The 26,847-nt window shown below is 57.3% G+C and carries 21 protein-coding genes and 1 pseudogene; 3 read left to right on the plus strand and 19 right to left on the minus strand.

What is annotated here, in order from left to right; translation table 11 throughout:
- Positions 1–89: 89 nt before the first annotated feature.
- From fdhF to NOR51B_RS00065, 11 genes and pseudogenes are all read right to left on the minus strand, one after another.
- Positions 90–2,165, minus strand: coding sequence for a formate dehydrogenase subunit alpha (gene fdhF / locus NOR51B_RS00015; protein WP_009020325.1), 2,076 nt, complete (start codon positions 2,163–2,165; stop codon positions 90–92).
- Complete coding sequence (locus NOR51B_RS15815) at positions 2,138–2,938, minus strand: 2Fe-2S iron-sulfur cluster-binding protein (protein WP_009019446.1); 801 nt, start codon at positions 2,936–2,938, stop codon at positions 2,138–2,140. Before NOR51B_RS15815 ends, fdhF begins: the two co-directional genes overlap by 28 nt.
- The gene (locus tag NOR51B_RS00020; RefSeq protein WP_009021547.1) at positions 2,935–4,479 is read right to left on the minus strand and encodes a formate dehydrogenase beta subunit; all 1,545 of its coding nucleotides are present in this window, start codon (positions 4,477–4,479) and stop codon (positions 2,935–2,937) included. The genes NOR51B_RS15815 and NOR51B_RS00020 overlap by 4 nt, the downstream gene beginning before the upstream one ends.
- A complete protein-coding gene (locus NOR51B_RS00025) occupies positions 4,476–4,940 on the minus strand; it encodes a formate dehydrogenase subunit gamma (RefSeq protein ID WP_009019923.1) in 465 nt (154 codons plus the stop codon). The genes NOR51B_RS00020 and NOR51B_RS00025 overlap by 4 nt, the downstream gene beginning before the upstream one ends.
- A gap of 211 nt (positions 4,941–5,151) precedes the next feature.
- The gene (locus NOR51B_RS00030) at positions 5,152–5,604 is read right to left on the minus strand and encodes a CoA-binding protein (RefSeq protein WP_009020094.1); all 453 of its coding nucleotides are present in this window, start codon (positions 5,602–5,604) and stop codon (positions 5,152–5,154) included.
- 3 nt (positions 5,605–5,607) lie between these two features.
- Entirely contained in the window at positions 5,608–6,414 is an 807-nt protein-coding gene (locus tag NOR51B_RS00035) for an enoyl-CoA hydratase (protein WP_009021596.1), read from the minus strand.
- A 71-nt stretch (positions 6,415–6,485) separates the two neighbouring features.
- Positions 6,486–7,735 (minus strand): annotated as a pseudogene (locus NOR51B_RS15865) (acetamidase/formamidase family protein).
- Positions 7,736–7,909: 174 nt separating this feature from the next.
- Positions 7,910–8,152, minus strand: coding sequence for a hypothetical protein (locus NOR51B_RS00045; RefSeq protein ID WP_154647558.1), 243 nt, complete (start codon positions 8,150–8,152; stop codon positions 7,910–7,912).
- Positions 8,153–8,338: 186 nt separating this feature from the next.
- Positions 8,339–9,205 carry an SDR family oxidoreductase gene (locus tag NOR51B_RS14720; RefSeq protein ID WP_009020019.1) on the minus strand — a complete coding sequence of 289 codons (867 nt, stop codon included), beginning with the start codon at positions 9,203–9,205 and terminating at the stop codon, positions 8,339–8,341.
- Between the two features lies 1 nt (position 9,206).
- Positions 9,207–9,953 (minus strand): EthD domain-containing protein, encoded by a 747-nt coding sequence (locus NOR51B_RS00060; RefSeq protein ID WP_154647559.1) that lies wholly within the window; start codon positions 9,951–9,953, stop codon positions 9,207–9,209.
- A 174-nt stretch (positions 9,954–10,127) separates the two neighbouring features.
- Positions 10,128–10,799: an energy-coupling factor ABC transporter permease gene (locus NOR51B_RS00065; RefSeq protein ID WP_009020270.1), complete on the minus strand. Its 672-nt coding sequence runs from the start codon at positions 10,797–10,799 to the stop codon at positions 10,128–10,130.
- Positions 10,800–11,030: 231 nt separating this feature from the next.
- Here NOR51B_RS00065 and NOR51B_RS00070 point away from each other — a divergent pair, with 231 nt between their 5' ends.
- On the plus strand, positions 11,031–12,062 hold the full coding sequence (locus NOR51B_RS00070) for a CNNM domain-containing protein (protein ID WP_009019394.1): 1,032 nt from the start codon (positions 11,031–11,033) through the stop codon (positions 12,060–12,062).
- A gap of 307 nt (positions 12,063–12,369) precedes the next feature.
- On the opposite strand, the gene NOR51B_RS00075 is transcribed toward NOR51B_RS00070, so the two are convergent.
- From NOR51B_RS00075 to NOR51B_RS00100, 6 genes are all read right to left on the minus strand, one after another.
- Entirely contained in the window at positions 12,370–13,599 is a 1,230-nt protein-coding gene (locus NOR51B_RS00075; protein WP_009019146.1) for a cytochrome P450, read from the minus strand.
- Positions 13,600–13,857: 258 nt separating this feature from the next.
- Positions 13,858–15,882, minus strand: coding sequence for an acetyl/propionyl/methylcrotonyl-CoA carboxylase subunit alpha (locus NOR51B_RS00080; RefSeq protein WP_009019606.1), 2,025 nt, complete (start codon positions 15,880–15,882; stop codon positions 13,858–13,860).
- 12 nt (positions 15,883–15,894) lie between these two features.
- Entirely contained in the window at positions 15,895–16,686 is a 792-nt protein-coding gene (locus NOR51B_RS00085) for an enoyl-CoA hydratase/isomerase family protein (protein ID WP_009019197.1), read from the minus strand.
- A gap of 63 nt (positions 16,687–16,749) precedes the next feature.
- The gene (locus NOR51B_RS00090; RefSeq protein ID WP_009020333.1) at positions 16,750–18,360 is read right to left on the minus strand and encodes a carboxyl transferase domain-containing protein; all 1,611 of its coding nucleotides are present in this window, start codon (positions 18,358–18,360) and stop codon (positions 16,750–16,752) included.
- 13 nt (positions 18,361–18,373) lie between these two features.
- Positions 18,374–19,543: an isovaleryl-CoA dehydrogenase gene (locus NOR51B_RS00095; protein ID WP_009021406.1), complete on the minus strand. Its 1,170-nt coding sequence runs from the start codon at positions 19,541–19,543 to the stop codon at positions 18,374–18,376.
- 16 nt (positions 19,544–19,559) lie between these two features.
- Positions 19,560–19,961, minus strand: a complete 402-nt coding sequence (locus tag NOR51B_RS00100) for a MerR family transcriptional regulator (protein ID WP_009020802.1) — start codon at positions 19,959–19,961, stop codon at positions 19,560–19,562.
- 782 nt (positions 19,962–20,743) lie between these two features.
- On the opposite strand from NOR51B_RS00100, the gene NOR51B_RS00105 reads away from it, so the two are divergent.
- Complete coding sequence (locus tag NOR51B_RS00105; RefSeq protein ID WP_009021253.1) at positions 20,744–21,823, plus strand: branched-chain amino acid aminotransferase; 1,080 nt, start codon at positions 20,744–20,746, stop codon at positions 21,821–21,823.
- Between the two features lie 27 nt (positions 21,824–21,850).
- On the opposite strand, the gene NOR51B_RS00110 is transcribed toward NOR51B_RS00105, so the two are convergent.
- Positions 21,851–23,233: an aromatic ring-hydroxylating oxygenase subunit alpha gene (locus NOR51B_RS00110; protein ID WP_009021234.1), complete on the minus strand. Its 1,383-nt coding sequence runs from the start codon at positions 23,231–23,233 to the stop codon at positions 21,851–21,853.
- Positions 23,234–23,393: 160 nt separating this feature from the next.
- Positions 23,394–24,131: a sulfite exporter TauE/SafE family protein gene (locus tag NOR51B_RS00115; protein WP_009019086.1), complete on the minus strand. Its 738-nt coding sequence runs from the start codon at positions 24,129–24,131 to the stop codon at positions 23,394–23,396.
- 270 nt (positions 24,132–24,401) lie between these two features.
- Here NOR51B_RS00115 and NOR51B_RS00120 point away from each other — a divergent pair, with 270 nt between their 5' ends.
- Positions 24,402–26,303 (plus strand): CocE/NonD family hydrolase, encoded by a 1,902-nt coding sequence (locus NOR51B_RS00120; protein ID WP_009020616.1) that lies wholly within the window; start codon positions 24,402–24,404, stop codon positions 26,301–26,303.
- Positions 26,304–26,847: the final 544 nt, after the last annotated feature.

Genomic DNA, 26,847 nt, shown 5'->3' on the forward strand with positions numbered 1-26,847 from the left:
ATCGGTTGACCGCTCGGATGGACCATCCTCCAGGCGATAACGACTAACCGTGTGTATACCCGTGACATCGGCCCCCTGATTTTGGGACATCAGGCCTGCCGTGCCTGCTCAAGCAATTCCAGCTGCTGCTCGTTGAACTCCTGCTGCCGCCGCTGCCATGCGGACGGCGCATTGACTTTGCTGACCTGTACCGCGGTCACCTTGTACTCCGGGCAGTCGGTTGCCCAATCGGCATTATCGGTGGTGATGACATTGGCCCCGGAGACAGGGTGATGAAACGTGGTGTAAACCACGCCGGGGCGCACGCGCTCCGACAAGCGGGCGTGCAGCACCGTGGTGCCGATCCGACTTTGAATACCCACCCAGTCGCCGTCGCGAATACCTCGATCTTCCGCATCCTGTGGATGCAGTTCGAGGATATCTTCTTCATGCCAGTCTGAATTTCGGGTACGCCGGGTCTGCGCGCCAACATTGTACTGGCTGAGAATTCGACCCGTGGTGAGTAGCAATGGAAACTTGCGGTTACTGCGCTCAGTGGTCGGCACGTAGTCGGTAACCACAAAGCGCCCCTTACCACGAACAAACTCATCCACATGCATGATCGGCGTACCCGTCGGTGCATCGTCGTTGCACGGCCACTGGATACTACCGAGACGATCGAGTTTGTCGTAGGTGACGCCGTGGAACGTCGGTGTTAACCGCGCAATCTCTTCCATAATTTCCGAAGGGTGGTTGTACTGCCAGTTGCAACCCAGCGCCTCCGCAAGCGCCAGCGTGCCCTCCCAGTCCGCCTTACCCGCCAGCGGCGGCATCACTTTACGCACCCGCGAAATTCGCCGCTCGGCGTTGGTGAAGGTGCCGTCTTTTTCCAGGAACGAGGAACCCGGTAAGAAAACGTGGGCAAACTTGGCCGTTTCGTTGAGGAAAATATCATGGACAATCAGGCATTCCAGCTCACGCAGCGCCGCCTCCACGTGCTGGGTGTTCGGATCGGACTGGGCGATATCCTCCCCCTGGCAGTACAGGCCCTTGAAACTGCCGTCGAGCGCCGCCTCAAACATATTGGGAATACGGTGACCGGGTTCGCCGTCGAGGGTCACGCCCCAGTCCGCCTCAAAGGTTGCACGCACGCTGTCATCGCCTATCGGACGATAACCGGGTAACTCATGGGGGAACGAGCCCATGTCGCAGGAACCCTGCACATTATTCTGCCCGCGCAGGGGATTCACCCCCACACCCAAACGGCCGACATTACCGGTAAGCATCGCAAGGTTGGCAATCGCCATAACGGTGGTCGAACCCTGGCTGTGCTCGGTAACACCGAGGCCATAATAAATGGCCGACTCGCCGCCGGTAGCGTACAGCCGCGCCGCCGCCTTGAGGTCTTCCGCCGGTATGCCGGTATGCACCTCACTGGATTCTGCGGAATGCTCTGGGCGGCGGATAAAGGCCAGCCATTCGTTAAACGCTTCATCTTCACAACGACGCTCAATGAACTTCCGATCGTGAAGACCCTCCGCAACAATCGTGTGCGCAAAGGCATTAAGCACTGACACGTTGGTACCCGGCCGAACCGGCAGGTGATAGTCCGCCTTGATGTGCGGCGCACTGACCAACTCGATCTGACGTGGGTCAATCACGATCAGTCGAGCACCGTCGCGGAGCCGGCGTTTTAGTTGCGAGCCAAACACCGGGTGTGCCTCGGTCGGATTCGCGCCCATGACAACAATGACATCCGCCGACTGTACCGAATCAAAGGTTTGCGTCCCCGCAGACTCACCGAGTGTCTGCTTGAGACCGTAACCGGTCGGGGAATGACAGACCCGGGCGCAGGTATCGATATTGTTGTTACCGAAGGAGGTGCGCACAAGCTTTTGCACCAGCCAGACTTCTTCGTTGGTGCAGCGCGAGGACGAAATCGCACCGATACTTTTTACCCCATGACTCGCCTGAATATCGCGCAGGCGTTTCGCCGCAAATGCAGTCGCCTCGTCCCAGGAGACCTTGCGCCAGGGCTGATCGATGCTGTCGCGAATCATCGGTGAGGTAATGCGGTCCTTGTGGGTGGCGTACCCAATCGCAAATCGTCCCTTGACGCAGGAATGCCCCTGATTGGCTTTGCCGTCTTTCCACGGGGTCATACGGACCACGGTATTGCCCCGCATCTCAGCGCGGAATCCACAGCCCACGCCACAATACGCACAGGTGGTAATCGCGCTGTGTTCGGGCTTACCGGCCTCGATATACTGTTCTCGGTAAGCGTCGCTGTGGGGCACGCGGCGACACAGGCCCCACAAGACACACAATCCGATTCCATGAAGGTCTTATCACCACCGACACTGACCTTGGAATCAAAACCACGCCCATCGATCGTCAGGGCAAAGGTCCCCTGGGTTTCCTCACAGGCACGCACGCAGCGGGAGCAAACAATGCATTTGGAGGGATCGAACGTGAAATACGGATTCGAGGTGTCTTTCTCGGCGACCAGATGGTTCTCCCCCTCGTAGCCGTAGCGAACATTGCGCAGGCCTACTTCTCCGGCAGTATCCTGCAGTTCACAATCGCCATTGGTGGGACAGGTGAGGCAGTCCAGGGGGTGATCGGAAATGTACAGCTCCATCACACCGCGGCGCAGATCAGCGAGCTTCTCGGTCTGGGTCTGGACGACCATGCCGTCCGCCACCGGTGTGGTGCAGGATGCGGGGTAACCACGACTCCCCTCGATCTCGACCAGACAGACCCGGCAGGAACCGAAGGGCTCAAGGGAATCGGTCGCGCAGAGCTTGGGCACCTTGATACCCGCCTCCATCGCCGCCCGCATTACCGAGGTGCCCTCGGGGACGCTGATGTCAACGCCATCGATCTGCAGTGACACCTCTGCCGCTGCAGTTTGCCTTGGCGTTCCCAAATCGAGCTGCGGTTCGTAAAACTCGATCATTGCGAGCCCTCCGACTGAAAATCTTCTGGAAAATAGTGTAGTGCACTGCGCACAGGAAACGGTGTCATTCCACCCATGGCGCACAGCGATGCAGATTCCATGGTGTCGCAAAGATCGAGCAGTAGTTCGCGGTTTTTCTCAGGCTCGTTACCCTCGCGAATTCTGTCGATGACCTCGACCCCGCGTACCGCACCCACACGGCAGGGCGTGCACTTGCCGCAGGACTCTTCGGCACAAAAATCCATGGCAAAACGTGCCTGATCACTCATGTTGATCGACTCATCAAACACCACCACACCGCCGTGGCCAATCATTCCACCGATCTCGGCGAAGGCCTCGTAGTCAAGAGGTGTATCCCAACTCGACTCGGGTAAATACGCCCCCAGGGGACCGCCTACCTGTATCGCGCGCAAGGGTCTTCCCGAGGCTGAGTCGCCACCGAACTCGCTGACGAGATCACGGAGCGTCGTGCCAAAGGCCAGTTCGACGAGACCGCCGCGCTCGATGTTACCCGCGAGTTGGAAGGCCAGGGTGCCGCGGGAACGACCCACGCCAAAGTCCTGGTAAAAGTCGGATCCCTTCGCCAGCACGGTGGTCACCGCCGCCAGCGTCAGTACGTTATTGACCACCGTGGGCTTGCCGAAGAGCCCCTCAATGGCGGGCAGGGGCGGCTTCGCCCGCACAATACCGCGCTTACCCTCAAGGCTGTTCAGTAGCGAGGTTTCCTCACCGCAGATATAGGCGCCGGCACCGAGACGAACCTCAAGATGGAAGGCCTGTCCGCTACCGAGAAGATCATCACCCAGATAGCCCGCCTGTTCGGCCCGCTCAATGGCTTCGTTCAAAATCTGGTGCGCGAGCGGGTACTCGGAACGCAGGTAGATATAACCCTGGGTGGCACCCACTGCCAGAGCGGCAATCGTCATGCCCTCAATCAACTGGAAGGGATCGGCCTCCATAAGCAAGCGATCCGCGAAGGTGCCCGAGTCGCCTTCGTCCGCATTGCAGACGATGTACTTCCTGTTGCCGACCGCATCGAGCACGGTCTGCCATTTAATACCCGCGGGAAAGGCGGCACCGCCGCGTCCCCGAAGGCCGGATTCCTTGACCTCATCAACGATCTGCTGGGCCGTCATTGCCAGTGCGTTTCGCAGGCCGACAAAGCCCCCCAACTGCTGATAGGTCTCGATACAGAGGGGATCGCCCTCACCCGCGCGCTCGAAGGTTAGCCGCTGCTGATTTTTGAGAAAAGGAATCTCGGACACCGGGCCCACGTAGCTGGGGTGCGCGGTCGGGTTGTCGGCCAGCGCAGCCAGCAGCGTCTCGGCATCGGCGGCGGTGACGTTGCCAAAGCCGAGACGCTGCCCTTTATGGTCCATTTCCACCAATGGCTCCAGCCAAAACGCACCGCGGGAGCCGTTGCGAATCACTGTCAGGTCCATGCCCTTCTGACCGGCGAGTGCCTCCAGCGAGTGCGCCAGTCGGTCGGCACCCAGCGCGTTGGCGGTGGTATCTCGCGGCAGGTAAATACGGAGCGTCATAGGCCGGGCTCCTCTGCTTTTTCTGCGAGTAGAGCATCAAATGTCGGGTTATCGACCCGCGCGTACACATCATCGTCAATGCGCAGCGACGGGCCACAGGCACAATTACCGAGGCAGTACACGCGCTCGAGCGTTACCCGACCGGACACCGTGGTTTCGCCGTAATCGATACCCAGCCGCTGGGTAGCGTAGGACTCCAGCGAGCGCGATCCCCGGGCCTGACAGGCCTCAGCGCAGCACACCTGAACCAGATGCTCGCCCTGCGGGCTGGTTTTGAAGTCGTGATAAAAGGAGATCACACCGTGAACCTCAGCGGCAGAAAGATTCAGTTCCCTGGCGATCGGATCAATGGCCGCATCGGGAATATGACCCCACTGCGCTTGCACGGCGTGAAGAAGCGGCAGTAGCGCCCCCTCACAGTCGCGGTACTGATCTATTATCGGTGCGAGCGCTGACTGCATGACGTCGTGTTCCTCGATACTCGGTAGTGTGTCAGTGGACCGGATCCCTATTGTTATCGTGTGGTCTCGGGGCCGATGGGACAATAGTACCAAGGCGGTAGTCAGTACCAAACCCAGGCGACGGAAACCATCGGCGACTCTTCAGCAGGTAAACAATCTGACTCTCTCTTTGCGCGATTCTACGCTGTCATTCCCAATGCGCTTGCCTCGTCTACGGTTGGCAAGTCTTTGGGCTATCCAGCAGGCCTGCCGCCCGGAGCCTGGGCCATTCGATCGCCGGACAGCGATCCACAACGACGCGGATACCCTGCTGCTCCGCCAACATCGTCGCCGCCGGATCGATGACACCCAGCTGCGTCCACAATAGAGGAACACCGACCTGAATGGTCTCCTCGACGATGGCGGGTAAAAAACGGGCGTTACGAAACACATCGACCATATCCACTGGCTCGGGAATGTCTGCCAGCGTGCCGTAGACCCGCTCTCCGTGCAGTTCGCTGCCGGCCAGCCCCGGGTTCACCGGTATCACGCGATAACCGTGCCGCCGCAGGAACTCGGAAACCTGATAGCTGGGCCGGACGGGCTTACTGCTCGCGCCCAGTAACGCGACGGTCCGCACCGACTTGAGTATCTCGGCGATCCCCGCATCATCAGTCACCGGCATTGCTCAGGCCTCTCCCCACTGGGGTGGCCGTTTTTCAAAAAACGCCGCTTTGCCCTCCTCGGCTTCGTCCGAGGTCATCGCCCGCAGCATGGCCTCGTTGGCATAGGCGAAAGCCTGTTCGATCGGCATGTCGATCTGGCGGTAAAAATCCGCTTTACCCTGGCGAATGCCCTGCGCCGATCGACTGGCGATGCGCTCGGCCAGCGCACTGGTCTGCCCATGTAAATCGGCAGCGGCTACCGCCTCATTGATGAGGCCAAAGCGCACCGCGTCTTCCGCCGAGATGGCATCGCCGGTCAGCGCCAGTGCCATGGCATGTTTGCGATGAATATTTCGTCCAACACCCACCAGCGGTGTGGTGCAAAACGCACCGATATGAACGCCGGGGGTGGCGAAGCGCGCGGTATCTGCGGCAATGGCGAGATCACACGCCGATACCAGCTGACACCCCGCAGCAGTGGCGATGCCCTGCACGCTGGCGATGATCGCCTTGGATGAATAAACTATCGAGAGCATCAGCGACGAACAGCGCTCCAGAATCTCGCGGACCCGTTCTTGTTGCGAGTCCACAGATTCATCCGACAAGCGTTTCATCTCGCGCAGGTCGTGCCCGGCAGAAAACGCGGAGCCTTCGGCGGCAATCACAACCGCTCGAACCTGGGAATCTTCTGCCGCTGCTTCCAGGGCTTCGGTGAGTGCCTCGATCATTGCCAACGACAGGGCATTGCGCTGATCGGGCCGATTGAGCGTAATCCAGCGGACGTTATTTTCGGTGCGTTCGTTGACGTAGGCGGATGCTGCGTTTTTCATGGCCGGCTTCTCTTTCCAATGACACCCTGTAGTTGAGCCACCCGAATAGGGTTACTCGGCGATCGGCGCCGCTACTCGCTCGCCTCGTCGACGAAAATATCCAGCGGCAAGATCGCGGTGACGCCAACGTTGGGGATATCGACCAGCTGCCCAATGCGCATATCCACCGCCACGCTGGCAATCATATACGCCTGCGCCTCGTCATAGCCGTAGGTGTTAACAATGTAATCAATCATCGCAGCGAGCGCATTCCGGGCCGCGAGGTGGATATCCGCCGACAAATTGCCGAGCTCGGCCAGACGATCGGAACCCAGATAACTGAGGTTGGCTGGCACCGTGCCTTCCGCTTTCAACGGAAACCCCGTTACGGCGTAAAAGCGCGTCGACGGTATACCCAATACCGATGCCGGACCTTCGTAGTGGGGACCGTGGGAGAGATCCGGTGCATCCTCCACGACCCGCGTGGTCACCGTTAAGGTGCCGCCCATTTCAATGGCGGTTCCCGATACTTCCCCATCGCCCTGGGCATAGTGAAAGTCACCGACGGCAAGCCCGCAGCCATCGATAAAACACGGCAGATAAACCGTGGTGCCCATGGTCAGATAGCGAATATCCATATTGCCGCCGTGCTCACGGGGTGGATCGTGCGCAAACACTCGGCCGCCTTGGTGCCTTCAGCACCACACATGGATGCGGGCTGCGCCTCGGTCGGATCAATACCCACTACCGCACCACCCGCCTCGAGTAGCTGCGCCTCTCGCTGCAAAATACGCTTAAGAAGACCCTCGCCCGGCAACGTGGTGAGCACACCGGGGAAACTGGCATTCGGGATACGAACCCCGGGGAGTGCATCGCTGACGGCGTAGTCGCTATCGATTCGCCAGACGATGAAGCGCTCCTCGATACCGAACTGATCCCCCGCAAAACCAAAGGCACCGGACTCGGTCCATCCAGCCTGCGCGGGCTCCAGGGATTCGATGGTGACCGCCAGTACATCACCGGCTTTGGCACCCTTGATATAAACCGGACCGGTTAGCGGGTGAACAATACCCGAACCTGCGTTTGGCGTGACATCGCCGCTGTCCGCATCATCGGCATCCAACGCCAGATCGAGGGCATCCCTGCCGGCAAAGACGATGCGCTCTCCAGGCTGAGCAGTAGCGACCATCGGAATATCGGGATGCAGTCGATTCATGCACGCGGGATCCGCCGCACAGGAAACACTGCCATCACCCACGACGACTTCGGCGTGACTGATTAATGAACCACCGACGATCGGCAGTAGACCAAGCAACGCGCGTACCAGCCGCCAATTACGCATAGGAGGTCCTTGGTAAACGGTAATGAGTAAACAGGAATCTTATCGCATAAGCCAATCGATCGGGGTGATGGCCATACTCAGCGCGCTGCCGACAGCTCTGGTGGGTGTCCGAAAGCGATAATCCAGGAATGCTACAGGGGTTTGATATAGGAACCGTGTCGCCGGGGGCGACGATTAATGGCCTTCGCTCTTCACATCACCTTCAGTCATTAAGTCGGTGATCAGGCTGTCCTCGTCGTCGGGGACGTCTTCCCAACCCGTACAAACGCTCCTGCGGACATTGGTTTTGGCGGAACCTCCGCCGGTAAAGTAGCGAGTCTCCTCAATCCACTGCCATTCCCGTTGAATACAGCGCGAGTTACTGCTGCTGCAACCGACAATGGCAGCGGCAATCATCATGACCCAAACTACTCGCATTCGATATTTCGCCCCCCCTACGGCCAAGACCCGGATACACCCCTCTGGTAATGGCGCGCACCCTAGAACTTCTCTCCATGAATAGCATACTCCTTCCCCGGGCAAAGAGAATGTCGATCCGGTCGATAAGATGGACCCTATTCCGACAGAGCGGCTAGTGAACAGGCGGTACGAGGGCCAATACGATCAGAACGCGGCTGCGGTCTCCGCTACGAAATCCTTATAGCGGCGCGGAGCATGGCCGAGCACCGTTTCACTGGCTGCGAGATCGTGATCCGTGGCGTGATTACCAACGGTCTGATTGATACGCATCATGGTGGTCAAATCGTCGACCAGCCACTCATCCACGGTGGTTGCGAAGGCGTTGCGAATACCCGCGGTGAACGCACCGAGATCGTCGCCGGCATAGGTAATCTCTTTACCGAGGACCTCCGACCACACCTGGGCATTGCCCTCACCCGTGCAACGATCGGGGCTGCACAGCGGGATCTCCTGACCGTCGAACGTCTCGGAGGTGACGACTCGCAGCGTAGCGTCGGCAATATCGCGGGTGTCCACGGCATTGAGACCGACGGAACCGATCGGCAAGGCATACACGTCATGCTCGCGCAGCGGAGCCAATACCATGCCGTCGTTCTGAAAAAAGAAGCTGGGTTTGAGGATGACGTACTCAAGGCCGCTTTCTTTGATCAACTCCACAATCCGTCGCTTGTTCTCAAAGTGGGGGATCTGGACACGCTTGGCCTCGTTCATGATACCTATCGCGACCACCTTCTTGACACCTGCCTGGCGGGCGGCAGCCAGCGCATTTTCTACCATGCCGACTTCATGCTTTACCACGGGTGAAATCAAAATAAGCGTTTCATGCCCACTAAAGGCAGCCTCCAGATGGGCAGGCTCGGTGAGATCGACGGGCGTATACTCAGCGCCGCCAGGCACAACCTCGGGACGCTGTCGAGAACCCAGGGTCAATTCCAGCCCCGCCTGATGCAATACCGGCGTAATCACCCGCGCCAGATTACCGGACGCGCCGGTCATAAAGATCTTGCCCATTTCAGGGATCTCCTAGCAGTCGTTCTCGCTGCATATAGTCATGGGTTAACAACCCGGTAAACGCCGGAAACTGACGAAAATGAGCGCGCATCTCCTCGCGCACCTCCGACCGCATCGCCCCATTGAAACCGGCCAGGTCATCGAAGGACACCTCATTGCCCATGACATAGTCCGCATCGTCATAGCCATTGGGATCCACACCCTGCTGTGGCAGATAGCAATGAATGGCGCCGATACCGGGCAATCGCTGCTGGGTAATCGGATGGGTCTCCAGATAAAAGGTCGTAAACGCCTGTTCATCGCTATGGGGACGCCGATAACGCACGACGTTGCTGATGGGCGCGGTAAACGGGGGCGGTGCAGCACCGGGCTCCAGTGCATAGGCAATCCGTCGCAAAAAGGCGCTGGTTATAGACAGGCCTTCAATCGCACCAAAGCGCTTTAGCGCCTGGCACTGCAGGAGCCCCTCCGCCCGCGCCTCATCATCGGTAAAATCCAGCATGAGAATGGCAAGCGGCGCATCGGCGTGATCAAAATACGGGTCATTGACACTCCCCTCACCCGGTCGATACACATCGGCGGAAACCAATCCATCCAGACTGCCCAGATCAAAGGCAAGGCCGGCAATCACTGATCTCAGCGCGGGCCCGGACTCCGGCGGTCCCTCGATCCGCAACTCGTAGCACGCACTGACCTCGTGGCCGCCATTCAGATCGACGTCGTCGTGATTCATCGATTGGTCGCTCAAGATAAGTTGCTCCTTTGATAAATGGCCGGGGGTGGCCGTGAAGCGGTGACCGTACCACAACCCGGCGAGCCCAGTGGTCTCTGCGGAGTCAACGCTTCATGCGGGAACCAGGCGAGATAGAGGAGATGTCGAAGCAATCCCACAGTGAACCAGCCGGCCCCGGCCGCCTAGGAATCAGGCATCCCCGTCAAGATAAAATCGGTCATCGAAGGTCTTGACCGCATCGGGATAAAAGATGACCAATGCGGCGATGCACATTCCGTTGATAAAGGCTTCGGGGAAGGCAATCAGTAATAGCAGCGGAAAAATATCTGCGACAGCGCTCGTCCAGGGGTCCCACCCGGCAATAGCGATAATCACCAGCGCACAAAGTGCGTCAATGAGGATAACCAGCGCACCACCGGCAAATCCCGCACCCAAAATATAGAAAAACGGATTGCGCAGCCTGGGTCTGTAGAGCCAACGCCCCAGAGACCAGCTCACGATTGCGGGAATCAGGACCGTTAAGCAGCCAGCAGCGCCGACGCCAGCAAATGGCAAATCCACCAGCACGGTCACCACCACCAACGCCACCGTCGCGCCAATCACCGCGAAGCACCAGCCGACCACAAGGGTAAAGGTCGTCATGCCAAGCAGGTGCAACACAACCCCCTCCACGACCGTAATATTCATGAGCCACAGGAGTACCAAACCAAGGGTGCCGCCCGCCAACAGGTGCAGGCGCTCCGGTGTGTGCCAAAGCGCCCGCCACGGCGCATTAAAAACAGCCACCACCAAACCGGCGAGAAAAACAACCCCAAGACCGAAGATCAGGCCTATGGGTAGTAATGAGGGATCGATATGCATGGTCCGGGAGCTTGGCAGATTCGCGAGGAATCGTCACGCCAACCGACACCGGTCTGTCCTGAAGAAGTCCCCGCTCGCTAAATCGCTAAAAGAAGCGATCGAAGACGGCCAACGTCGCAAGCCAAAACACCGTGATGAAATGAGACAGTGGTTGTAAGCGTAGTGATTTGAAAAAACCGGGGCTGATGCGTATAAGCGAGAGAACGAATCCCATGAGAGGGCTGAAACCGGTTGACGCTGCTATTTACCTATCTGGCGATTGCCATTGGCGTGTCCTTCCTCTGCTCTATTCTCGAAGCGGTGCTGCTCTCCATTACTCCGACGTATCTTGAGCAACTCAAGCAGGAACGCCCCCGATCGGGAAAGATCGTGCATAGCGCCAAGCGCAATATGGACGAATCGCTATCCAGCATTCTTATATTGAACACGTTCGCCCATACCATGGGCGCGGCTGGCGTGGGTGCGCAGGCGATCCAGGTGTTCGGTGCCGAATCGGAGACGCTGGTCGCAGTGCTGCTCACCCTCGCTATCCTGTACTTCTCTGAGATCATTCCCAAAACTCTCGGCGCCACCTATTGGCATCGACTCGCCGTCCCCGCGGCTTTTGTTATCTCCTGGCTGGTCAGAATCGTCTATCCGCTGGTATGGATCTCCACACGACTGACCCAGTTCCTGGGCAGCAAGGAGAAGCGCAATATTACCCGTGAAGAAATCCTGGCGCTTGCTTCGCTGGGCTATCAGGACGGCGCGTTGATTTCTCAGGAAAATGAATACCTGGTTAACCTGCTGCGCCTACGCGAAGTAAAAACCCGCGACATACTCACACCGCGCACTGTGGTGCATATGCTGGAGGAATCCACATCGGTCTCGGACGCACTGAGTATGGAGGGAACGCGGCAGTTCTCGCGCATGCTGAGCTACAGCGACTCCGCGGATAACATTACCGGAAAAATTCTCCGTACCGACCTGTTTGACGCCGAGCGCGCCGGCAAAGGAGAAGAGCCGATTTCGCAGTTTAAGCGCGAGGTGGTTCGCGTCTCGGAAAAACTCCCGGTACACAAACTCATGGATTTGTTTATCCGGCATAAAATGCATCTGTTCCTGGTGGAAGACCAGTTCGGACAAACCGCGGGTATCGTCACTTTGGAAGACGCCATCGAGACTCTGCTAGGCCGGGAGATTCTTGACGAGAGCGATACGGTGGAGGATATGCAGGCACTGGCGCGCTCGATAAATCGGGAGCGATTAAGAAGCGTTGATTAGCCACGCACTCCTAATGCCTTTAAACCAAGGTTGCTTTCGGGGTTGTCAGAAGTTCTTGATAAAGCCGGTCAAATCGCCAATACAAAATAGCGTCCCAAACCGAGATACAAACCGGACCACCAGGCTACGTTTGAGATGTTCAACATCGCGCAGTATTCGCGTGACACGATAGCCATCGCAACAGTCGCTGTGAGTTGTTGTTGCTGTCGTATCAACCCCTCCAGCCCGACTGTCCTTCGATACTCATTCTGCATTGAATAATGGCTTTGACGCCTCAATGCTTCGATGGCGGGATACGGCTATTCAGTCAGGTCGCGATAATGTGCAGGCACTCAATATTTCTTCCAAAGAAACTCGGCGTGATTGCGGGGGGCTCGTGATCAGGCGCGAGTTCGAATCGGTTAAAACGCTGCAGTAGCGCCTGAAACGCCAGTTGCATCTCAGCGCGAGCGAGCGCGGCGCCAACACAGACATGGCGTCCCGTGCCAAACGCCAGATGCTGACCGGGTTTTGGCCGATCCAAAACAAGCTCTTCGCTTCGATCGTATCGGCTTTCGTCCCGGTTGGCGGCACCGAAGCGAAGGTTCAATAAATCGCCCTCGTTCAGGGTCACGCCACCCAACTCCGTTTTTCGGGTTACCTGCCGAAACATGCCCTGCGCCGGGGATTCAAGGCGCATGGCTTCTTCACAGAAGTTACGGAGTTTATCGGGACTGCCTTGAAGTTCGCCCACCAGATCAGGCGACTGGCAGAGCAAATGCATCCCCGAAGAAATCGCTGCTGTCGTCGTCTCATTACCGGAGGCCAGAAGATCGATGGTCAAAATCGTCAACTGCTCCTCAAGATTAAAGCCGTCGTTTCCTTCACCCGCCTGTGCAACCTCGGTGAGCATATCGTCCTGGGGCTCCGCCAGGCGCTGTTCCAATAGGTTTTTGAAGTAGTGCTGCATCTCAACCACCAAAGCGGCGCACTCAACTTCCCGTGCTTCGCTGATCATCATGCTGAAGGGCTCGACGATGGCATCGGACCAGACCTTGAATTGCCCCAGATCCCCATCGGGAACCCCCAGCAAATCGGCGATCACCTGCATGGGTAACGGATGGGAAAATAGCGCCACAAAATCCTCAGACATACCCGGTTTGAGCTGACCTGCCAGCGACTCGGCTATCTCGCGTATTCGTGGCTCGTAGGCACGAATACGCTTTGCGGTGAATAGCGGTTGTAGAAAATCACGAACCCGGGTGTGCTCGGGCGGATCTGACGTTGAGCAGGACGCCCGGGGCAGCCAGCCGTGATCGGTGTACTGACGCAGCACCTCCTCGGGTACTCCTCCAGGACGCAGCGCCATGGGACTCACGCCGCTGATAAACAGATCCGGTTGGCGAATGACCTCTTCGCACAAGGCGTAGCTGGTGATCAGATAAATACCCGAAGGCTCCATCCGATAGATCGGAGCGTTCTTACGCAGGCTGCGATACGCCTCCCACGGACATCGCTGGATATCAGGATCAAAAAGATCAATGGACGTCGATGACATAGTGCTTACCTGTTATCTACCTTCGATCACATGGCCGTAGTCTATCATCGGAAGTGCAGCCTCGAGTCATGTGCTCGGCGGCGCGAGGGCACAGGTATTTGATAAGGCCGGCTCCGTATACCCAGAGGTCGGTGTGTTCCTTTTAGAGTGCCGTAGTTAAAAATTAAACAGCAATAAAGCATAAGACCGCTATTCGGATGCAGTCATGGGAAGCAGGCATTGCTTCAATGCGGCAAACGGTAGCTAGTCATACCTTCTTCAGGGCTCACTGACCTCGAAATCCAACAGAGCCGCACCGCCGTCAACCAGGTCTCCAGCCTGATAGTAAAACGCCAACACGCTACCGTCGCTGGGCGCCCGAATCGTGTGCTCCATTTTCATGGCCTCCATCACCAGCAGCGCATCGCCCGCTTTCACCGGGCTACCGGCTTCAACCAACAGAGTAACGAGGGTGCCGTTCATTGGCGCGGTCAGACCGCCTCCGAGTCCACCGTCGTTGACGTTACCCCTATCCGGCGTGACGAGTCTGAAGCTGACCGCACTGTCCTGAGTATAGAGACTGAAACTACCTTCGTGCTCGGCAACCGATGCGCGCAACTGATAACCATCAAGGTTGGCTCTCAGTTCGCCATCCTTCAGGTTACCTTGCGCCAGTAGGGTCTTGTCGGAAAAACCGATGCGATAGCGGGCATCATCCGCCGAGTCGATGTGCTCAACACTGACCGGGTAATGATGGTCGTGAATTGCCAGCTCGAAGTGCTGCACATTGGTCTCGTTAAGGCGCCAGGCACTGGCATCAAACCAGGGGGAGTTGGCATCACCGGAGGGCGCTCTGGCCCGTTGGGCAACTCGTTCCTGCGCCAATATCAGGTATAGCGCCGCCAGCGGAACTTCCTGCTCCAACTCTCCTTGTGTATTGTGAAAGATCTGGCCGTGATGCTTCTCTATCAAACCGGTATCCAGATCCGCCGCGCGGAAAGCGGCGCTGTTGGCTAGGTTGTAGAGAAAATCAAGGTTGGTTGTCATGCCGCTGATGCGATACTCCCGCAGGGCGCGAGTCAGTCGCTGCAGCGCCTTGTCCCGGTTCTCGTCCCAGACAATAAGTTTTGCAATCATCGGGTCGTAATAAACGCTGACTTCATCGCCCTGTAATACGCCAGTATCCACGCGCACGTGAGCAGAGGGCTCCGGAGGCTCTAGAAAAGAGAGAATACCGGTCACTGGCAGGAAATCGTTATCGGGATCCTCGGCATAAATACGAGCCTCGAAGGCGTGGCCGGTGATGGTCAGCTCATCTTGGGTTGCGGGTAGGATCTCCCCCGCGGCGACCCGCAGCTGCCACTCCACCAGGTCCCGGCCCGTGATCATTTCAGTAACCGGGTGCTCAACCTGCAGGCGGGTGTTCATTTCCATGAAGTAAAAAGAACCGTCATTGTCGAGCAGAAATTCAACCGTGCCCGCTCCCTCGTAATTGATGGCGCGAGCCGCCCGCAACGCGGCCTCGCCCATCGCCGCCCGTAACGCTTCAGTCATTCCGGGTGCAGGTGCTTCTTCTATGACTTTTTGGTGACGGCGTTGCACCGAGCAATCCCGTTCGAACAGGTAAACGCCATTGTCATGACCATCAAAAAATACTTGTATTTCAACATGGCGCGGCTGGGTCAGATATTTTTCCACCAGCATATCATCGTTGCCAAAGCCATTCATTGCTTCGCGGCGAGCCGCAGCCAAGGCCTCATCAAACTCACCTGAAGACCACACTTGGCGCATACCCTTACCACCGCCACCGGCAACCGCCTTCAGCAGTACTGGATAGCCTATATCGTCGGCGGCGGACTTGAGCACATCCCGGTCCTGATCATTCCCGTGATAGCCCGGCACCAGAGGCACACCTGCCGCCTCCATGATCTGCTTGGCGGCAGATTTCGAACCCATGGCTTCAATGGCGGCGACCGGTGGACCGATAAAAACAATGCTGTTGTCGCGACACGCCTCGCAGAAGCGAGGGTTCTCCGATAGAAATCCGTAGCCGGGGTGGATCGCCTGAGCGCCGGTTTTCAGCGCGGCATCAATCACCTTCTGGTAGACGAGATAAGAATCTCTCGACGGTGCACCACCAATATGCACCGCCTCGTCGGCCATTTCGACATGCAGTGCGCCCTGGTCAGCATCGCTGTAAACCGCCACGGTACGAATGCCCATCTTTCGAGCAGTACGAATCACCCGGCAGGCAATTTCACCGCGGTTGGCGATGAGTATCTTGTCAAAGCATTTAGCAGACATTCGCTGACCCGTTTATGGAATCCATGATGGCTTACGTTTCTCAAGAAAGGCGCCAAGCCCTTCTTGCCCCTCTTTGGACACACGAATGTCGGCGATACGCTGGCTGGTCAACTCAATGAGTTCCGTTTGATTGGTGCTGCCCTCCACCTCGGACACCAGGTTCTTGGCGGCAGCCACCGCTGCCGGGCCATTAGCCAATATCGTGGTAATCAGCATATTCAACGCGTCGTCGAGCTCGCTTTCTGTTGTGACCACCTCGGAAACGAGACCAAGGGCCAGGGCCTGCTCGGCGCTGAAACGTTCGGCGGTGACGAAGTAGCGCCGTGCGGCCCTGGCACCAATGGCGGCAACGACGTAGGGGCTGACCGTCGCAGGTATCATGCCAATCTTTACTTCACTGAGACTAAAGGTCGCGCGCGCACTCGCTACCGCCATATCGCAGCAGCTCACAAGACCCACCCCTCCGCCGAATGCAGGGCCTTGAACGCGGGCAATGGTGGGCGTGGAAATGGTACTGAGAACCCGTAGCATTTCGGCCAGCGCTCGGGCGTCCTGCAGATTTTCCTCGCGGGTATAACCGGCCATCCGCTTCATCCAGTCGAGGTCGCCGCCAGCGGAGAAGCTGTTACCCGCTGAAGCCAACACCATGACCCTGACATCAGCATTGTCATCTACCGCGGTAAACGCCTCGGTGAGCTCGCCAATAATAGTGTCGTCAAAGGCATTATGTTTTTTCGGGTTGTCCAGGGTGACGGTCGCGACACCGCGATCATCGACAACCGTACTTACAAATGTTGCACTCATGCACTTATCCTTTTGCCCAGCCCAATACACCCGGCCGTTACATTCGGTCTTTGCATCCGACCATTACATTCGAAAGACGCCGAACTTCGTCTCTTCAATGTCCCGGTTAAGGCTGGCGGAAATCGCCAGGCCCAGCACCATTCGGGTTTCTGCCGGATCGATCACGCCGTCGTCCCACAATCGGGCCGAGGCGTAGTAGGGGTGACCCTGATGTTCATAGTTATCGATGATGGGCTGCTTGAAGCTGGCTTCTTGCTCGGCAGACCAGTTGCCGCCCTGGCCTTCGATCTGCTCGCGTTTGATTTGCGACAAAACGCCCGCCGCCTGCTCCCCGCCCATCACCGAAATTCGTGCGTTGGGCCACATGAACAGGAAACGTGGGTCGTAGCCCCGGCCACACATACCATAGTTGCCGGCACCGAAAGAGCCGCCGATCAAGACAGTAAATTTGGGTACCGCCGCGGTGGCGACGGCGGTCACCATCTTGGCACCATGCTTGGCAATACCGCCGTGCTCATACTGTTTGCCCACCATGAAGCCGGTAATGTTTTGCAGGAATACCAGCGGAATCTTACGTTGGGCACACAGCTCTACGAAGTGCGCCCCCTTCTCCGCTGACTCACCAAACAAAATGCCGTTATTGGCCAGAATGCCCACCGGATAACCATGAATACGGGCGAAGCCACACACCAGGGTGGTGCCGTAGAGGGCCTTGAATTCATCGAGCTCAGAACCGTCGACAACACGGGCAATCACCTCGCGCACATCGTAGGGCTGGCGGGTGTCTTTCGGGATAACGCCGTATATTTCACGCTCGGGATACAGCGGCGGCACCGATTCGGTCACATCCAATGACACGCGTTTGACCCGGTTGAGTCTGCCTACCGCTTGTCGCGCCAACTGCAAGGCGTGGTGATCATTCTGGGCCAGATGGTCCGCCACCCCGGAAGTCCGAGTGTGAACGTCACCACCGCCGAGTTCTTCCGCAGTCACATCCTCACCGGTCGCGGCCTTTACCAACGGAGGCCCGCCGAGGAATACCGTTCCCTGCTCTTTGACGATAATGGACTCGTCCGCCATGGCGGGAATATAAGCACCGCCGGCGGTGCATGAACCCATCACCACCGCTATCTGCGGAATACCCTTCGAAGACATCACCGCCTGGTTATAAAAAATATGGCCAAAGTGATCCCGGTCAGGAAAGATATCGTCCTGAAGCGGCAGAAAGGCACCGCCTGAATCGACGAGATAAATGCACGGCAGGTTGTTTTCCTCGGCAATAGTCTGTGCGCGCAAATGCTTCTTTACCGTTATCGGGTAGTAGGTACCGCCCTTGATGGTCGCATCGTTGGCGACAATGACACACTCCTGACCCTGTACTCGGCCGATACCGGCAATGACGCCGCCGGCATTGATCCTATCCTCGCCATACATTCCATAGCCTGCCAGCTGCGACAGTTCCAGAAAGGGTGAACCCGGGTCAATCAAAGCGGCTACCCGGTCCCGGGGCAATAACTTGCCGCGGCTGACATGTCGGGCGCAGGACTTCTCGCCGCCCCCCTGCTTTATCACTTCAAACTTCGCCCGCAGGTCATCGACCTGCGCTTGCATATGCTCAGCGTTTTCGGCGTACTCGGGGGCGCGTATATTCGCTTTTGACTGGATGACAGGCATGTTGGCGCGCTCCCTACTGAGTGTCGTTAAACAGCTCGCGGCCGATCAACATACGACGGATTTCGGACGTGCCGGCACCGATCTCGTAAAGTTTGGCGTCGCGCAGCAAACGACCGGTGGGAAACTCGTTGATATAACCGTTCCCACCCAGCAGCTGGATAGCATCGAGCGCCATCTGGGTTGCCTTCTCGGCGGCGAACAGAATGACCGCGGCGGCATCCTTGCGACATTCCTCACCGCGGTCGCAGGCCCGCGCCACGGCGTAAAGCAGCGCGCGCGCTGCGCTGAGGTGGGTGTACATGTCGGCCACTTTGCCCTGGATCAACTGAAACTTACCGATGGACTGGCCAAACTGCTTACGATCGTGGATATAGGGAATCACCTGATCAAGACAGGCCATCATGATGCCCACGGGTCCGCCCGAGAGCACTGCCCGTTCGTAATCCAGCCCGGACATCAGCACAGCCACACCCCGGCCCTCTTCACCGAGCACGTTTTCCGCCGGCACCTCGCAGTCTTCAAATACCAGCTCGCAGGTGTTGGAGCCGCGCATACCCAGTTTGTCCAGCTTCTGGTGACGAGAAAATCCGGGCGAATCACGCTCGACGATAAACGCGGTCATACCGCGGGAGCCCGCGTTGGGATCGGTTTTGGCGTAAATGACATAGGTGTCGGCATCGGGGCCGTTGGTAATCCACATCTTGTTACCGTTTAAAACGTACCTGCCGCCGCGCTTCTCGGCCTTGAGCTTCATACTGACCACATCCGAGCCGGCGTTGGGCTCAGACATGGCCAACGCGCCGATATGCTCACCGCTGCACAGCTTAGGCAGATATTTTTGCTTCTGTGCTTCGGAGCCGTTCTTGTGTATCTGGTTAACGCAGAGATTGGAGTGGGCGCCGTAGGACAGCCCGACCGAGGCTGAGGCGCGGGAGATCTCCTCCATCGCCACCACATGGCCGAGATAGCCGATATCAGAACCGCCGTACTCTTCCTTTACGGTAATGCCCAACAGGCCCATGTCACCGAACTTCCGCCACATGTCCATGGGGAACTCATTGCTCTGATCGATATCCGCAGCCCGCGGCGCAAGCTCAGCATCGCAGAAGGCACGCACCGAATCCCGCAACCTGTCGAGATCCTCGCCGAGACCAAAATTCAAGGTGGGATAACTTACAGACATGGTGTTCTCCGATTGATTACCCGGCTGCCCGCGGACGAGCGATCTTTTTCAGGGCCCGATTGCAACGCTTACGCACCTCCTCCAAACCGTTGAGAAGTGCTTTGATGTCTTCCAGTTGTGCTTCCAGCTGCGCCTGCCGCTGATTAACCTTGTTGAGCAGGAACTGGTACTGCTCGTAGTTGTCGCCAGCAGGGTCGTACATGTCGATGATTTCCCGGCTCTCCTCGAGGGACAGCCCGGCGCGCTTGCCGCGTAAAATGAGCTCCAGCGTCGCGCGGTCCTGCTTACCAAAAATCCGGTGCTGGCCCTGTCGGGAGGGGTGCAACAGCCCCTTCTCTTCATAAAACCGAATGGTTCGTGTCGTTACGTCGAACTCCCGAGCCAGCTCCGAAATGGTAAACGTCTTGCCCTCGCCCATGATCCCGCTCCAGAGTAGAGACTGGGAACTCTAGTTAAAGTTTACGTTAACGTCAACTTTAGACACTGCCCGGTGGAAGACGTGGCGGGCGCTATTCGAAGACGAATTCGCCCCCATTGCACCCTTGAATCACACTAGGTCCCTGGGCCGTAGAGGTGTGCAAGCAGCAGGACCGTCTTGAAGGGTTCAACCCCGATGTTACGGACACTTCAAAGAAGTCTAACGAAAGATGGACGTGGAACAGATAAACTGTGCTGATCTCGCCAGTGGATTTTCGCGGGCACTGGCACTGGCACTGGAGCTGTAAATAGTGAGGTGTCTCGAAGACATTACCGGAACGGCTCATGCCCACCCGACGCTCGGTGACGCAGTAACGGGGGCGGCCTAGTCCGCGCCTAACGCCGCAGGGATGTCTGAAAAGTCAATCAAGCGGCGCAGTCCCCCCGCGATAAGCCCACCCGAACGATAATAGCGGCCTTTGTATGTCGCCGAATGTGTTCACATCTTTATTAAAGGGATAAACTTACCAAAGGCAGAGACGTCTTCCCTTACTTTCTACGTTCAGGTGGCTTTTTCAGTGCTGGGCGTAGGCACCTGGGAAATCTTATTTTGACCGAAGTCAAAAGAGTGTTCCCTGAGCTCTTGGCATTCTTTGTGCCGACGTTAAATATGGACGAATGCCTACAAAACGTATCAACAAGCCCTCGTGTACCAAGTAACTCGACAGAACCTCAACCACAGCAGTGGGGTCGGCTATCAACTCTCAGTGGAGTCGCCAGTAGATGAATCAAGCTCAATCAATTCCTATTCACAGATCGAATGACAACAGCATTGGGCACCGCGGCAAGGCCGGCGCTTTCGGCACCACCTTCGGTGACCACATGTTCAGCCAGGACTTTGACGGCGACCAGGGCTGGTCCGAGGCCGGCATCCATCCATTAAATGGGATTCGCCTGCACCCTGCTGCCTCCGTACTGCATTACGGGCAGGAAATTTTTGAGGGGCTGAAAGCCTACCGAAGAGCCGACGGCGAAGTGTGTCTTTTCCGCGCCATCGAAAACTGCCGTCGCTTCAACCGGTCCGCCGCTCGTATGGCGATGCCTGAAGTCGATGAAAACTTCCACCTTCAGGCGCTCTGTGAACTTGTCGCACTCGACAAAGACTGGGTTCCCAGCGAACCCGGTAGTTCCCTTTACCTGCGCCCGGCGATGATTGCCACCAGCCCCCGACTGGGCCTCGCCGCGAGCACCCAGTACAAGCATTTTATAATCAGCAGCCCGGTTGCCGCCTACTTTGGTGACGGACATTCGCCCCTGTCCGTTCTGGTTTCAGACCATCACCGGAGGGCGGTCAAAGGTGGAGTCGGCGAGGCAAAGACGGGGGGTAATTATGCGGCCAGCCTTCAGGTTAGCGAGGCCGCTTCCCGTAACGGCTTTGACCAGGTGTTGTGGCTGGATGCCATTGAAGGCAAGTACATCGAAGAAGTGGGCGCAATGAATATCTGCTTCGTCTATGACAATGAAAAAATCGTAACCCCCGCCCTTAGCGGCAGCATTCTGGAAGGCATCACCAGAGACTCTATTCTCAAGCTCGCCCCGCACCTCGGTTTGTATATCGAAGAATCGCGCCTGGCGATTACCGAGGTGCTCGACGATATCGATAGTGGCCGCATTACCGAGGTCTTTGGCTGTGGAACCGCAGCGGTGGTATCCCCCGTGGGAACGCTGACCTACAAGGGTGAGGCACACACGGTGAATAACAACATGCCAGGGCGCGTAACCCGTTTAATACACCGCGAAATTACCAATATCCAATATGGAGAGGTCGATGATCCCTATGGCTGGATCACTCTCGTAAAATAGCAGGGACACGGTAGTCCGACAGCCAGGCTAGCTTTGCCCGCCCGCATCAATGTATTTGTCGATCATGTTGTGCAGGTGCTTGATCCGCGACTCCTGATAATCACCGAGGATTAGGCCGTCGCGGCCATTCATCGCCGCGATCTTCATACCCTGCTGCATATGGGGCAGGTTGTTCATGTCTTCATCGAATACGCCAGCGAGCACACCCAGCTCTTCGGCATCCGCGAAGCTCTGATCGACATTCAGCCGCGTAGGCTTCACCCCCCGAGGTTTTTCTGCCCCCTTGGGTAACCGCTGAAGAACCATAATGTCGAAGATACATTTATCGGGGTCATGCCCATGGGGGCGACTGCGATAGACGATATTACCCAGGAAACCGCCCCAGATTTGGGTATTGGGAAATGCCAGATACAGCATGGCGTCGAGCAATTCCGCATCGGTGACTTCAGAAAAATCCCGGTCGTAGTCCTTGCTGAACTGCTCCCGATTCATCGCTGCCAGGAATGCCCGCGCCGTCATGCCCTCGGGCACTTTCAGTTCGCCATCAAACAACACGCGACCACTACCCCTTAGCGTCTCTTCCATGACCTCCTGTTCCGACAGGGGCTTGATATGGGGACTGTGTACGGCGTTGGCGGTAATGGCGCGACTGGTGTGGTCACCGAGAATGTCGTATTGCGCGTTGCAGTCGCCCATGAACTTCAAAATATTGGGGTGGGTAGCGATCACATGGTAGGACTCCATAAAGGCTTCCTGGGCGGCTTTCCAGTTACACTCCACCACCTTTTCTACGTGCAACACCTTATAGCAGTCACCGAGTTCGTAGTCCTTGAAATGCTCGGGCAGGACTTCAAGGTACTCCAACAGCGGCATGGCCTTCGCATCGGGATTGACGAAGACGAAGCCCTGCCAGGTATCCACCAGCGCCTCGGGTAGCTGGAATGCGTCTTCACCGGCATACTCGAAATCATTTTTACAGGGCACAAAGGCGATGCTGCCATCGGTGTTCCATGTCCAGGCGTGATACGGGCAGCGGAATTTGTTGCTACAGCCATCTTCCGTCACCAGCTTGCGGCCCCGGTGCAGGCATGAATTGAAAAAGGCCTTTATCCCAGTATCGCTGGTGCGCACAACGATCAGCGACAGGTCCGCCACCTCGTACAGCGTGTAGTCGCCGACGTCGGGAATGTCTTCTTCGCGGCAGGCGAACTGCCAGGTTTTGCTCCAGACGTATTGCACCTCCAAATCGTGCATGTCGCGGGAGGTGTAGCGGGTCGGGTCTAACCGCATGGACCCCAGATCGGGGCTGTCGGTGACACGCAGATGCTCGGGCACCGGCACCGTCTCCCGATCGAGGTACTCCTGGTAGCTGGGACCGTTGGCGGGGGATTGCTTGTTAATGGCATTCATGGACACGGACTCTTATTAAATATGTTCACACCCGAACAAATGTAGCCGCAGCAGGCGTCACAGCGCAATGTTTCGATCAATAAGGTACTCAGGATAAAGATCCCGGCGAAAATAGGTAGTCGGACCTGGTAGTCTTCTCCAGGCAACGTCGAGGCGTGACTCAGGCCATCAATAGTTTCAGTGCCGAGAAGATCGCAAACAGCACAATCATCCACTCAAACACCTGTTGCGAAACCCAGCGCAACGCGTAGCGACCGACGATAATGCCGAGCAAGATAAACGGTGTCAGCTTGGCATTCAGCCACAGTGTCTCGGTAGTGGTGTAGGCGAGGCCACCCATAAAAGGCAGCTTAATCAGGTTAATGACCAGGAAAAAACGCGCACCCACGCCAATGAGCTCCATTTTGGGTAACTGTCGCGCCAAAAAGTACAACTGAAACACCGGACCCGCGGCGTTAGCGATGGTGGTCGCAACACCGGCAAAGCCGCCGGCCAGTAGCCCAAATCCCTTTGAGTGCGCCAGTCTGTGAACAACGTCCGGGTCAAATTGGCGCACAAGCTGCAGCAGCACCATGATTAATATCAGGCTGCCGATCACGGGCTTGGCCCAGGCCTCGGGCATCGCCTCCAGCAGGACAAACCCCACCGCCACCCCAACCACCGCAATGGGTAACAGATGCCAAACCGCTCGCCAGGAGCCGTGTCTTCGGTACAGGGGATAAACCACGAAATCCGCGATAATCAGCATGGGCAGCAGTATCCCCACCGATTGCTTGCCGAACATTTCCGCCATCAAAAACACAGAAATCAGGGCAAACCCGGAGAAGCCGGATTTTGCCAAACCCACGCAAAAACCGGCGAGGCAGAGGAGTAGCCACTGTGTGTCGCCTTCGATCATAGGCTTCCTCCCGTAAAGAAAACACTCAAGCTGGTGCTGACCAGTTAAAAGTCAGAATCTTGATAATGTCGATCTACCTGTTTCAGGCAGCCGCCCCTACTCCATTCTGCAAACGCATTCATCCTGAATTCACGAAAAGTGTCGAGCTCCTACCCTGTGGGGCGACCAAGATTGAATAGATTACCGACAGTGCCATGGGCTGGCCCTGGCTGCTTACTACGATACAATTACGATCGTTATAAAAGTACAAGAATTGTTTCAGGAGACACCATGAATCACACCCCGGGTGCCACTGCCTGCGCCGCTCTGCTGTTTTCCCTGCTCGCCGCGCCCCTCGCGGCGCAGGAGAAAAGCGACCCGAACCGCGCCAAATTTAATGCCCTCGCCGAGTCGGATACGATGATCATGGTGCCGATGCGCGACGGCGTCAGGTTGGCCACCGACGTCTATCTGCCCAAGGGTGATGGACCGTTCCCGGTCGTCTTCGTCAAGACGCCGTACAACTTCAACAAGATCGCCGGCGCCTCGCTAATGGCCGGTGTCGAGGCGATCGAACGTGGCTACGCGCTGGTGGTGCAGAACGAACGCGGCCGTTACTACTCCGAAGGCGACTGGGAGATTCTCGGCCGGCCACAGACCGACGGCTACGACTCGTTGACCTGGCTCGCGGAGCAACCCTGGTCGAATGGCAAGGTCGGCACCTGGGGCTGCTCGTCGACGGCCGAATGGCAGTTGGCGCTGGCGGCGCAGGATCACCCGGCGCATGCGGCGATGGCACCGATGGCGTCGGGTGCCGGTATTGGCCGGGTTGGCGAGTTCTATGAGCAAGGCAACTGGTACAAAGGCGGGGTCCACCAGACGCTGTTTACGGTATGGCTCTATGGTGTTCAGCAGAATACGCGTCCGCAGTTTCCGAAAGACCTGACCCAGGCGCAGCGCCAGCGGTTGAGAAAGAGCTATGACCTGGCGGCTGAGATGCCGGAGATGGACTGGGCGAAACACATGCAAAAGCTGCCCGCAATCGACTGGCTGAAGGAGGCCGGCGCCAACGAAGGGCCCGGCGCCGAGCTGATGGTTCGTAAGCCTAACGATCCGGCCTGGTATAGCGGTGGTCTTTATCACGACAACGAGGACTTCAGCGTGCCGGCTTTCTGGTTCAACAGCTGGTTCGACGTCAGCCAGGGGCCGAATCTTGCGCTCTACCAGCATGTTCGCGAGAACGCTACCGAACCCGCCGTCCGGGATGGTCAGTACATGATGGTCGCGCCGACGCTGCACTGCGGTTTCTATCGCACGCCAGAGTATGAGGATTACATCGCGGGCGACCTGAACGTCGGCAATGCCTACCACGACTACTGGGAATCAATTTTCTCCTTCTTCGACTACTATCTGAAGGACGAGGACAATGGCTTCTACGAAAAAACGCCGCGCGTGCAGTTCTACACGATGGGCCGCAATGAGTGGCAGTCTGCTGATGCCTGGCCGCCGGCCGACGCCGAACCGGTCACGATGTACCTGACGAGCGATGGCGGCGCGAACAGCGTGTTCGGTGATGGCATCCTGTCTGCCGAGCCGCCGATGGACGCCGGTGCCGATACGTATACCTATGACCCGATGAATCCGGTGCCCGCGCTGGGTGGTGGCGTGTGCTGTAACCGGGGAGCGGCCCTGGGGGGCAGCTTCGACCAGCGTGGTATCGAGGCGCGCGCTGACGTGCTCGTGTATACGTCCCCACCGCTCGAATCTGACCTCGAGGTCACGGGCTCTGTTCGCACGAAGCTCTTTGTATCGTCTGACGCCCGCGACACCGATTTTACTGTGAAGCTTGTTGACGTTCATCCGGATGGTACTGCCTGGAACGTGGATGACACGATCCTGCGAGCACGTTATCGCGACGGTTACGAGCAGGAAGTATTCATGGAGGACGGCCAGGTCTATGAGCTCAATCCGACGCCGATGTCGACCAGCTACGAATTCAAGGCCGGTCATCGGATTCGGGTCGAGGTGTCGTCCAGCAAATTCCCCCAGTACATGCGTAATCTGAACACCGGCGGCAACAACTACGATGAGACGGAAAGCGTCGTTGCCCGCAATACCGTGCATCATTCCGTGCAATATCCCTCGCAAGTCATACTGTTTGTCCGCGAAGGAAATTCGGACACGATTGAATAAGTAGTAGGCGGCAACAAAGAGGTTCACGACACACCTGGCGGCAATGCCCTCACGTTTTTCCCGAGGAAACGCATCCATCACCCCGCCGTACCCAGAGCGCTTCGCGGGGCAGTCCCTCTTAGTTTAATACACGTCAAAGGTAGTGTTGTTTAACTTTTATCTTCACGAATACGTGATCAATGTAGAAAGTATCGCCATGGTCACGATGCGTTCGCTTGGGTCTCAAGACCTATCTGGCGCCGAATTTGAGGCCATACAGGCGGATCGACTTCCGGGTGACAATAATATCGAGTTCAGCGGGTAGATCCTCGATATCACGGCGACTGCGATTGAATTGGCAGCACAGACAGAGAGCCTACCCCGCTTTATGAGTACTGCATTGGAGATGGTCTCTGGGGAAAATCAAAGTCATTTATATGGCCTCATCACTATAGGTTCATCTATGTAAGTTCATCCACCGACGCTATCAATTATGGGTGGTTAACGTGTATGCACCGGCAACATAGCGGGTTACGGCTGGGCAAAGCGATCTGCCAAACCGGCC

Source organism: Luminiphilus syltensis NOR5-1B (genome assembly GCF_000158175.1).
Classification (GTDB): domain Bacteria; phylum Pseudomonadota; class Gammaproteobacteria; order Pseudomonadales; family Halieaceae; genus Luminiphilus; species Luminiphilus syltensis.